Below are 10417 nucleotides of genomic sequence, written 5' to 3'. Positions count from 1 at the left end.
GAAGCGAAAAGCCGTTCCGCCCGGGGAAGAAGCAGCCTTTCTGGATGCCAGACACGGATGATGTCATAGCCGAACTCGGCAATGAGCCGCCGCTGATCGCGGATGGCCGCAGCGGCCCGCCCGACCGGCGCGAGGTTTCGGCGCGCTGGCTGTCGGGCACCTTCCTTACTGGCGTGACCTCGAGCGTGCTGATGGGCGTGGCGCTGTTCGCCGCCCTCGACGGCCGCCAACAGCTGGCAACCCCGCCCGAAATCGCCGAGCTGGCCCAGCTCGAAAGCGGCGGCGATTCCGGCGAGGTCGCCAAGACCACCAGGCTGGTGGCGCCGCGCCAGATCGCCAAGGCCAAGGACCGCCGGCGCATGGAAGTGTCGATGGTGACCAAGGTCGGTGACCGCGACGTTATCCACACCGTACCGTTCGTGCAGATCAAGATGGCACTGGCCGCCGGCCACACCACCAACCGCGCCTATCCGCCATTCGACCCGATGCAGGTGTTCGGCGACGACGGCGACTCAACGCCCGCGCAGCCGGCGACGGCTTCCGCGGTTGGCGGCCAGATCTACGGCGCCAAGGTCGAAAGCGAGATGAGCCTGAAGACGGTCGATTTCCCGATCGAGACGGCCTCTTTCGACGAAAAGAGCGACCTGTCCGCCGATGAGGTGGAAAAGGTGGTGCGCGAGGCGGGTACGGATCTCAGCGACGGCGGTATCCAGGTTGCCTCGCTGCATTATGTCGACCCACAGCGATTCGGCGACGCCTTCGCCGAATCGATGGCCGGTTCCTACGACGTCAAGATCGTGCCGGAAAACGTTTCGGTGGCGCCGCGCGTCGCCATCGACGACCAGACCCCGGCTTTCGCCGAGGAAATCATCCCCTTTACCAGGGACCGCGACATTGCCGAGGCCTTTGCCGATTCGGGCTATACCGGCGATGACGCCACCGGCATGGCCGAGGCGATCGGCAAGCTGCTCAACGCACCAGCGCTGAAGGCCGGAACCGTGCTGCGCGTCGGGCTCGAAGTGCATGGTGACGCCGCCAAGGTGGTCCGCACCAGCGTCTATGACAAGGCCACGCACATCGTCACCATCGCGCTCGACGATCACGGCCAGTATGTGCCGGCGCAGGAACCCGAACCGAATCCCGAATTGCTGACGGCGTTTGACGATTCCTCCGCGCCGGTGGTGGTGCGCGGCAATCTGCCGAACGTCTATGACGGCATTTACCGCGCCGCCTATTCCTATGGCATGTCTAAGAAGCTGACCCAGCAACTGGTCAAGCTTTTGGCCTCCGGCGTCGACTTCCAGTCCAGGCTCAATCCGTCGGACCGCATCGACGTGCTGTTCTCGCAGCCGGACGGCGACGACCAGGCCTCCGACGAATCGGAACTTCTCTATGTCTCGTCGACCTTCGGCGGCCAGACGCGAAATTTCTACCGCTTCCAGATGCAGGACGGCTCGACTGACTATTTCGACGAGGATGGTTCGAGCGCCGAGCAGTTCCTGCTGCGCAATCCCCTGCCCGCCGGAAAATTCCGCTCCGGCTTCGGGGCCCGCCGGCATCCGATCCTCGGCTATGTCCGCATGCATACCGGCGTCGACTGGGCAGCGCCGATCGGAACGCCGATCATCGCCGCCGGCAACGGCGTCGTCGAGAAGGCCGGCTGGGCCGGCGGCTACGGCAAGCAGATCATCATCCGCCATGCCAATGGCTACGAAACGTCCTACAATCACCAGAGCGCCTTTGCCAAAGGCATCGAGCCGGGCGTACATGTCCGCCAGGGCCAGACCATCGGCTTCCTCGGCCAGACCGGCCTCTCCACCGGTCCGCATCTTCACTACGAGCTGATCGTCAACGGCACCAAGGTCGACCCGATGCGCGTGCGCCTGCCGGTCGGCAAGGTTCTGAAAGGCGACGACCTCGTCGCCTTCAAGCGCGAACGCGAACGCATCGACGACCTGCTCAAGCAGGAAGACAGCAATTCGCTGAAGGTCGCCAGCGCCAAGATCGAAGGCTGAGCCTTCGTGCTGCGAATGAGTTAGTCGCCGAATCAGATTGCCCCGAATCAGGTCGACTGATTCTCTTCGGCTCGTGACCAGGGCAGCTTTTGCCCCGAAACGGTCGCCCAGGCGATAATGGCAGCAAGCAGGCAAAGCAGCGCCGTCACCGTCGACACGGCCGCAAACGCCGCATCGCTGGCGGCGAGCCGTGTTGCATCAAGTTCGGGCGCCAAGCCGGCCAATGCCGGTTCGCCGAACCCCGGAATGCCAGGTCTGACGCTGGTGTCGAGCGTCGTCGAATAGACCCAGGCCGCGAGCGACCCCATCGCCGCCACCGCGATCAGTCCGCCAATGCGCGAGACAGCATTGTTGATGCCCGACGCAGCACCGGTATCCTTGTCCTCGACCGCTGTCATGATCGCCGTTGACAGCGGCGACACCACCAGCGCCATGCCAAGCCCCATCACAGCCATCAGTGGAAACGTGCCGGTCCAAAAATTGTGCATGCCGGCATGGGTGAGCAAAGCAAGCCCGGCAAAGGCAAAGGCCACGACCAGGCAGCCGCTGGCGATCGGAAAGCGCGGACCGATCCGATCGGACCATTGGCCAACTGGACCCGACAGCAGCGCGATCGACGCCGACAGCGGCAGGAAGATAAAGCCGACCTCTTTGGTGCTCAGCCCCCACCCGGCAATCAAGAGCATCGGCAGGTAGAACAAATTGGCCGACAGCGCGAAATAGAGGAAGAACGTGGCAACGTTGGCGCCGGCAAAGGCGCCGATCCGAAACAGCTTGAGATCGATCATCGGCTCGCGCTGCCGAAGCTCGAAGACGATGAAGACGACGAGCAGCAGCGCGCCGGCGGCGATGCTCGGCCCCGACATCAGTCCACCGCCTTCGGCGCTCATCGCGGTCAGTCCGTAGGCAAGCGCCCCGAAGGCAAGCGTGGCAAGAGCGGCGCCGCCGAGATCGAGGCTTCGCTTCTCCGTCGGCGCGTCGGCGGGAATCTTGGCCAGCAGCAGATAGATCGAGATCAGCCCAAGCGGCAGGTTGACGGCAAAGATCGCTCGCCAGATGCCGCCACCAAAGGCCGCCAGGACAAAGCCGCCCAGCACCGGACCGAGTGCCGTCGTCAGCGCCGAAGCAGCGGCCCAGATGCCGATCGCCCGGCCGCGCTCGTTCTTCGGATAGGACTTGGCGATGATGGCGAGGCTGCCCGGCACCATGATCGCCGCGCCGATGCCCTGAACCGCGCGAAAGGCGATGAGCACCAGCGCATTCGGCGCTATCGCGCAAGCGAGCGAGGCGACAATGAACAGGGCGATGCCGGCGACGAATGCCCGCCGCAAGCCGAATCGATCGCCCGCTGCGCCCCCGGCGAGGATCAGCGCCGATAGCGTCAGCGCATAGGCATTGGAAATCCACTGCGCCTCGGCCAGGCTGGCGCCGAGGTCGACACGCATGGCCGGCATGGCGATGGCCAGGATCGAACCGTCGATGAAGCCGAGCGCGGATGCCAGGATCGCCGCGACCAGCACGAATTTGCGCTGCGCTGGCGGACAAAACGAACCATTGGAAAGAGAGCTGGTCAGGGGAACGGCTGCGGCTTCGCTGGGAGACTTCATGAGCGCCTGCTTAGACCTCCGATGCCCTGGCAACAACCAGCCAGAGCTTCGCAGTCCTTGAAACCAGATCGACCTGACCGCATGGGCAGGAACCACGCCTCAATGGATGCAACCGGCACATGGCGTGTTAAGTTTCTTGCAACGCGCAAAGCAGGGGGAAGCCGCATGAAACGACCACTCGAACCATCGGTAGAGGCGCGCGGGCGCGTTGTCGGCATCACCGATGGCGTCTTTGCCATCGCGCTTACCCTGATTGTGCTTGAGATTCGCGTGCCGACGCACGAAATGGTCCACTCCGAGGGCGAGCTGCTTTCGGCGATCGCAGCACTGGCGCCGCGCTTCCTGACCTATGCGCTGAGCTTCCTGACGCTGACCATCTTCTGGTTCGGCCAGCAGGCGCAGCACGGGCTGATCGCCAGGTCAGATCGGCGGCTGGCGACGCTGAACCTGTGTTTTCTCGCCTTCATCGCCTTGCTGCCGTTCTCGACCGACCTGCTGGCTGACTTCCTCGAGTTCCGAACCGCGGTGATCGTCTACTGGCTGAACCTGTTGATGCTGGGCGTGACGCTGTTCGCAAGCTGGTGGTATGCCGACGGGAACGGCATGATCGCCGAGGATGTGGACGCTGAAGCGCGGCGCACGGTCTACAATCGTATCGTCAAGGCACAGGCGCTGTGGGCGGCCGGCGCGGCGCTGTGCCTGATTACGCCGCTGCTCAGCATCGGTTTCATCCTGCTGGTACAGCTCATCTATGCCGCCGCGCCGCGCGCCTCACTGCTGCGTAAACTCGTCGGTTGAGGTCCCGCCGACATCCGCGATTGTTGGTCCGCCGACGAATTCCACCGTGACGCCCGGCGAGACGAGCTTGGCCAGTTCTCGCGCATCCCAGTTGGTTAAGCGCACGCAGCCATGGCTTTCGGTCTTGCCGATCTTGGAGGGATCGGGCGTGCCGTGAATGCCGTAGGTCGGCTTGTCCAGCGCAATCCACACAGAGCCGACCGGCCCGTTCGGCCCCGGCGGAATGGTGAGGATCTTGTCGTTCTGGCCCTGCTTGAAATTGATGCTGGGGTTGTAGGTGTAGTTCGGATCGAGCGCGACCCGCGACACGGTATGTGTGCCGGTCGGCGAAGGCGTGTCGGCCGAGCCGATGGTGGCGGGATAGGCGGCAACCAGCTTGCCGGCGGCGTCATAAGCGAACACCTGCTTTTTGTCCTTGTCGGCGACGATGCGGGCAACCGGAGTGGAGACCAGCCTGCCGAAATTGGCGACTTTGATGATGGTGCCGGGACGGTTGAAGTCGGCCTCGGGATTGAGTCCCTTCAGATAATTCTCGTCCATGTGGAAGCGCTCAGCCAAGGCCTCGGTGACAGAGGTGTAGGCCATGCGATCGAGCTGCGCTTTCTGGCTGTAGTCTTCCGGTATCGAGGCGACATAGGGGCCGGCCGCGTCCTCGGGGGTGATCGTGTAATTGGCGAAAGCGTCGCCGCCGGTTTGCGCCAGCGCTGCCTGGATGCCGACCGCGTCGGTCGAGCGCAGATTGCTGCCGGTGATCTGGTTGTAGGCGGCCAGCGCCTTGTCGACATTGGAGCCAAACCGTCCATCGATGACGCCGGGCGAGGCGCCGGCGCGGTCGAGCAGCACCTGCAAGGCAGCCACATCCTGGCGCGCACCGAGTGAAAGCGAGGGATCAACGACAGTCTTGCCGCCCTCGGTCTTGGGTGGCAGAGCGGCCTGGTCGCCGGGTGCCGCCGGGTCGATCGAAGCCTCGTTCAGCGGCTGGCGCTTGACGGGCCGCGGCTCGGCAGACTTCGGTGCTTCCGGATAAATGTCGCCATCATTGGCGTCATCCTGTGGCGCCGCCGGATAGGCGTCCACCGAATTGTCACTGTCAGGATCGTAGTCGTCGGCCGGTGGGATGATGACCCTGCCCTGCTCTTCCAATTGCCTGCGGCGGAAACGCGCCATGTCCTCGGGATCATCGAGATAATAACGGTCGTCATCCTCGGCCGGTGCGCGTCCGAGTTCGCGCGCCCGCATCTGGCGGCGCAGCGCACGGCGGTCGAGCCTGGTCTGCGGCGGCTGGATGGCGATGACCTTGCCGGTGTCGGCATCGACGATGACGCGGTTGCCCCTGGCGTCGTAATAGATGTCGAGATTGCCGTCCTGGGCAAGCAGGATGCCGCCGCTATCGGCAGCGCGAACAACCGGTAGTGCGTTATCCACCGTCGGCGATGCCATGGCGCTCGACGCAAGCAGCCCGGCGGCGAGCACCGAAAAGGCAAAGATCGTGCGGAACATGGTGGTCAAACTCTCCGGTCCGTAATTGCCGCCGCCCCGGCAGTATCCCTTCAGAACGCTCTCGCCACCGTTTAGATGCGCAAGCAACGCCCTGACCGTCAAAAGCCTGCAGGCAAACCCCTTCGCCAGCAAACCAGAACATAAGCTTTCCAACATGAACCGGGCATGAAGATGGCGGATTTCAAGGTCGCTACAGGCCCAATTCCTTGCGCGTCTGTTTCGTCAGCTTGAGGACAACGAGGCGATGGCTTTCGCCGAGATAGTCCTTCAGCGCATCATCATCCATGCTCTGGCTTGTCTGACGCTGGATCCATTTCATGCCGCGCGAAGCGAGGTACGGCGCCGGCCGGCAGCCGGGCTGGTCCTTCAGAATGTCATAGGCCATTTCGGAACATTTGAAGGTGACGAAAAGCTGGCCGCCATCATTCCAGCCGCCAATGGCAAAGACCTTGCCGCCGACTTTCCAGACATGCGCGCCACCCCATTGCACGACATGAGTCGTTTGCGGCAGCGAGGCGCAGAGGCTGTTGTAGTCGTCCAGCGTCATATGCGCCCCCCCGGCGAATTCACAAGAAAACGCCGCGCGTCCGTTCGGGACGCGCGGCGTATTGATCAGGCTGCGGCTTCAGTCGCCACCACAGTGGGCTTCGAGCGGAAATTCAGCCTGTCGGACCCAGCGGTGACTTTGACGGTCGAACCGTCGAGGATCTCGCCGAGCAGAATCTTCTCCGCCAGCGGATCCTGCAGGTCCTTCTGCATCACCCGCTTCAGCGGCCGCGCGCCATAGGCCGGATCGTAGCCCTTGGCCGCCAGCCAGTCGATCGATTCCTGGTCGAGCGACAGCGTGATCTTGCGGTCGACAAGCAGGCTTTCCAGCCGCTTGAGCTGGATCTCGACAATGCGGCCCATATCCTGCCGGCGCAGCCGGTGGAACAGGATCACCTCGTCGACGCGGTTGAGGAACTCCGGCCGGAACGAGGCTCTCACCACGCTCATCACCTCGTCACGCACGGCATCGACATCCTGGTCTTCGTCGAGATTGACCAGATATTCGGCGCCGAGGTTCGACGTCATGATGATCAGCGTGTTGCGGAAGTCGACCGTACGGCCTTGGCCATCGGTCAGCCGCCCGTCGTCGAGCACTTGCAGCAGCACGTTGAAGACATCGGGATGCGCCTTCTCGATCTCGTCAAACAGCACGACCTGATAGGGCCGGCGCCGCACCGCTTCGGTCAGCGCGCCGCCTTCCTCATAGCCGACATAGCCAGGAGGTGCGCCGATCAGCCGGGCGACCGAGTGCTTCTCCATGAACTCCGACATATCGATGCGCACCATCGCGCTCTCATCGTCAAACAGGAAGCTCGCCAGCGCCTTGGTCAGCTCCGTCTTGCCGACGCCGGTCGGCCCGAGGAACATGAACGAGCCGATCGGCCGGTTCGGATCTTGCAGGCCAGCACGGGCGCGCCGTACAGCTTTCGACACCGCCTGCACCGCCTCGCCCTGGCCGACGACACGCTTGCCGATCTCGTCTTCCATGCGCAGCAGCTTGTCGCGTTCGCCCTGCAGCATCTTGTCGACCGGAATACCGGTCCAGCGCGACACGATATGGGCAACGTGATCGGGTGTGACCACCTCTTCGACCATGCCGGCCTTGCCGTCCTGGGCTTCGGCTTCCCGGAGCTTCTTTTCCAGCTCCGGGATCTTGCCATAGGCAAGCTCGCCGGCGCGCTGGAATTCACCCTTGCGCTGGGCAATGGCAAGCTCGTTGCGGGCTTCGTCGAGCTGTTTCTTCAGGTCGGCGGCAAGCCCGAGCTTCTGCTTTTCCGACTGCCATCTGGCGGTGATCTCGGTCGATTCCTCCTCGAGGCCGGCAAGCTCCTTTTCAAGCCGGGCGAGCCGATCCTTCGACGCCTCGTCCTTCTCGACCTTCAGCGCCTCGCGCTCGATCTTGAGCTGCATGATGCGGCGGTCGATCTCGTCCAGCGCCTCCGGCTTGGAATCCACCTGCATGCGGAGCCGCGACGCGGCCTCGTCGACGAGGTCGATCGCCTTGTCCGGCAGGAAGCGGTCGGCAATGTAGCGGTTGGACAAGGTTGCCGCCGCGACCAGCGCCGAATCCGAGATGCGCACCTTGTGGTGCTGTTCGTATTTCTCCTTCAGGCCCCGCAAGATCGAGACGGTGTCTTCGACCGACGGCTCGTCGACGAAAACCGGCTGGAAGCGGCGGGCAAGGGCCGCGTCCTTCTCGACGTGCTTGCGGTACTCGTCGAGCGTGGTCGCGCCGACGCAATGCAGTTCGCCGCGCGCCAGAGCCGGCTTCAACAGGTTCGAGGCATCCATGGCGCCATCGGCCTTGCCGGCGCCGACCAGCGTGTGCATCTCGTCGATGAACAGGATGATGCCGCCAGCGGCAGCGGTGACTTCATTGAGCACGGCCTTCAGCCGCTCTTCGAATTCGCCGCGATATTTGGCGCCGGCAATCAGCGCGCCCATGTCGAGCGCCATCAATTGCTTGTCCTTCAGCGATTCCGGCACGTCGCCATTGACGATGCGCAGCGCCAGGCCTTCGGCGATAGCCGTCTTGCCGACGCCGGGTTCGCCGATCAGCACAGGGTTGTTCTTGGTGCGCCGCGACAGCACCTGGATGGTGCGGCGGATCTCGTCGTCCCGGCCGATCACAGGGTCCAGCCTGCCGGCGCGGGCATCGGCGGTCAGGTCGCGCGCGTATTTTTTCAGCGCATCATAGGCCTGTTCGGCGCTCGCCGAATCGGCGGTGCGGCCCTTGCGGACATCGTTGATCACCTGGTTCAGCGCCTGTGCTGTGACGCCGGCCTTGGCCAGGATATCGGCCGTCTTGGCCGACTTCTCCATCGCCAGCGCCTGCAGCAGCCGCTCGACGGTGACAAAGCTGTCGCCGGCCTTCTTGGCCAATTCCTCGGCCGTCGAAAACACCTTGGCCAACGGCTGCGCCAGGTAGAGCTGGCCATTGCCGCCTTCCACCTTGGGCATGGCTTCGAGTGCGGTCTCGACGCCGAGCTTGACGTCGCGGACATTGCCGCCGGCGCGCTCGATCAGCGAGGCGGCCAGACCCTCATCGTCATCGACGAGGACTTTCAGCATGTGTTCGGGAGTGAATTGCTGGTGGTTGCGCGAGAGCGCCATGGTCTGGGCGGATTGGATGAATCCGCGGACGCGCTCGGAGTATTTCTCGAGGTTCATATCTGTCTCCTTCCATCACCGGCCCGCTTTGCGGCACCGGATCAGATTGCGGTGACGGACCCGCTCATCGGAGCCGGATCCAGTTCCCGCCAGATATGGGGCGCAAACCATTGCCGCTCAAGACGTCCGGCACAGGATATTGCATACCTAAGCAAACGAAAACGGCGGAGATTTCTCTCCGCCGTTTCAAGGATTGCCGTCTTGTCCGGTCAGTTGTTGGCGTCGACGACGAACGGGTCGACGGCAGGGCTTTCAGCCGGCGCCGCATCCACCACCTCGGTGGTAGCAGCGGCGTCGCTGGCGCTGTTCGGCTGCTCGGCACCAACCAAGTCACCAGCAGGCTGGTCGTCACCGACAAGATCGGTACTGGTGCGCGGGCGGCGCGGACGCCGCGGGCGGCGGGCAGCGCCGTTCTCGGCAGCGGCCTCATTGAGTTCGGCACGGGCGGCAAGAGCCGCCGGCGACAAGTTTTCGTACAGCGGCGCCGGCTCGGAGAAACCGGTCTCGGCTTCGGGTTCAACCGCGGAAACGGCCTCCGCCTGCACCGGGGTTTCGGTGAAGCGCTGCTGGTCGCCGCGCTGGCCATTCTGCTCGCCGCGTTGGGCATAGTCGCCACGCTGGTCGTTCTGGCCATAACCGCCATTGGGGCGGCGGTCACGGTTGCGGCCGTTGTTGTCGCGCCCGTTATTGTTGCGGCCATTATTGTCACGGCCATTGTTGTTCTCGCGGCTGTTTTCCTGGCCATATGCCAGTTCGGCCGGCGTGCCTTCGATCGTCGGCTGCGGACCGTTTCCGTGGTTGGCCTGCGGAGCTTGCGTCTCGCCGCCATTGCCGTTGCCGGCATTGTCGAAATCGTCGCGATCTTCGTCGTCGTCGAAATCGTCGCGGTTTTGCTGGGCATTCTGGATCGGCAACTGCGCCTGAGCGGCGGCAATGATGCGGTTGTAGTGCTCGGCGTGCTGAAGGTAGTTCTCCGCCATCACCCGGTCGCCGGAGCTGTGCGCGTCACGGGCCAGAGTGGCGTATTTCTCGGCGATCTGCTGAGCCGATCCACGGATCTTCACGTCCGGGCCGTTGCTCTCATAGTTGCGCGTCAGGGGGTTTGGGCCCTTGCGGTTGTTATTGTTGTTATTGTTGTTGCCGCCGCCGCCGCCATTGTTGTTGCGACCGCGCATGCGCCTGTTCTGCTGTTGTGGCCTCATTAGACTCTCTTCATTTTGAAATTTTCGAAAAACTTTCACGAACGGAGGCGCTCATGCAGCCAGCCGTTTCGTCTCT

At 63.6% G+C, this 10417-nt stretch carries 7 protein-coding genes; 2 read left to right on the top strand and 5 right to left on the bottom strand.

The genetic code is table 11. From position 1 onward, the window contains the following. Positions 1-44: 44 nt before the first annotated feature. Positions 45-2015 carry a M23 family metallopeptidase gene (locus AC1D1L_RS22125; RefSeq protein WP_477343569.1) on the top strand — a complete coding sequence of 657 codons (1971 nt, stop codon included), beginning with the start codon at positions 45-47 and terminating at the stop codon, positions 2013-2015. A gap of 47 nt (positions 2016-2062) precedes the next feature. On the opposite strand, the gene AC1D1L_RS22120 is transcribed toward AC1D1L_RS22125, so the two are convergent. Continuing rightward, positions 2063-3622 (bottom strand): MFS transporter, encoded by a 1560-nt coding sequence (locus tag AC1D1L_RS22120; RefSeq protein ID WP_477343567.1) that lies wholly within the window; start codon positions 3620-3622, stop codon positions 2063-2065. Between the two features lie 102 nt (positions 3623-3724). Between AC1D1L_RS22120 and AC1D1L_RS22115 the strand changes: the two genes are divergently transcribed. After that, positions 3725-4420, top strand: coding sequence for a TMEM175 family protein (locus tag AC1D1L_RS22115; RefSeq protein WP_477343565.1), 696 nt, complete (start codon positions 3725-3727; stop codon positions 4418-4420). Here the strand turns inward: AC1D1L_RS22115 and AC1D1L_RS22110 are convergent. The 4 genes from AC1D1L_RS22110 to AC1D1L_RS22095 form a co-directional block, all read right to left on the bottom strand. Next, positions 4394-5920: a L,D-transpeptidase family protein gene (locus tag AC1D1L_RS22110; protein WP_477343563.1), complete on the bottom strand. Its 1527-nt coding sequence runs from the start codon at positions 5918-5920 to the stop codon at positions 4394-4396. The two genes, AC1D1L_RS22115 and AC1D1L_RS22110, sit on opposite strands and share 27 nt — an antisense overlap. A gap of 190 nt (positions 5921-6110) precedes the next feature. Further along, on the bottom strand, positions 6111-6467 hold the full coding sequence (locus AC1D1L_RS22105) for an MmcQ/YjbR family DNA-binding protein (protein WP_112562297.1): 357 nt from the start codon (positions 6465-6467) through the stop codon (positions 6111-6113). 65 nt (positions 6468-6532) lie between these two features. Further along, entirely contained in the window at positions 6533-9139 is a 2607-nt protein-coding gene (gene clpB / locus AC1D1L_RS22100; RefSeq protein ID WP_477343560.1) for an ATP-dependent chaperone ClpB, read from the bottom strand. A gap of 209 nt (positions 9140-9348) precedes the next feature. Beyond that, the gene (locus tag AC1D1L_RS22095) at positions 9349-10341 is read right to left on the bottom strand and encodes a DUF4167 domain-containing protein (RefSeq protein WP_477343558.1); all 993 of its coding nucleotides are present in this window, start codon (positions 10339-10341) and stop codon (positions 9349-9351) included. Positions 10342-10417 lie beyond the last annotated feature (76 nt).

The organism is Mesorhizobium sp. P2_D6, from assembly GCF_056404315.1.
This window is presented reverse-complemented; position numbering and strand designations above follow the sequence as displayed.

Coding starts and splice junctions, on each gene's coding strand:
- AC1D1L_RS22125 (WP_477343569.1), top strand. CDS start 45: ATGCCAGACACGGATGATGTCATAGCCGAACTCGGCAATGAGCCGCCG.
- AC1D1L_RS22120 (WP_477343567.1), bottom strand. CDS start 3,622: ATGAAGTCTCCCAGCGAAGCCGCAGCCGTTCCCCTGACCAGCTCTCTT.
- AC1D1L_RS22115 (WP_477343565.1), top strand. CDS start 3,725: ATGGATGCAACCGGCACATGGCGTGTTAAGTTTCTTGCAACGCGCAAA.
- AC1D1L_RS22110 (WP_477343563.1), bottom strand. CDS start 5,920: ATGTTCCGCACGATCTTTGCCTTTTCGGTGCTCGCCGCCGGGCTGCTT.
- AC1D1L_RS22105 (WP_112562297.1), bottom strand. CDS start 6,467: ATGACGCTGGACGACTACAACAGCCTCTGCGCCTCGCTGCCGCAAACG.
- clpB (WP_477343560.1), bottom strand. CDS start 9,139: ATGAACCTCGAGAAATACTCCGAGCGCGTCCGCGGATTCATCCAATCC.
- AC1D1L_RS22095 (WP_477343558.1), bottom strand. CDS start 10,341: ATGAGGCCACAACAGCAGAACAGGCGCATGCGCGGTCGCAACAACAAT.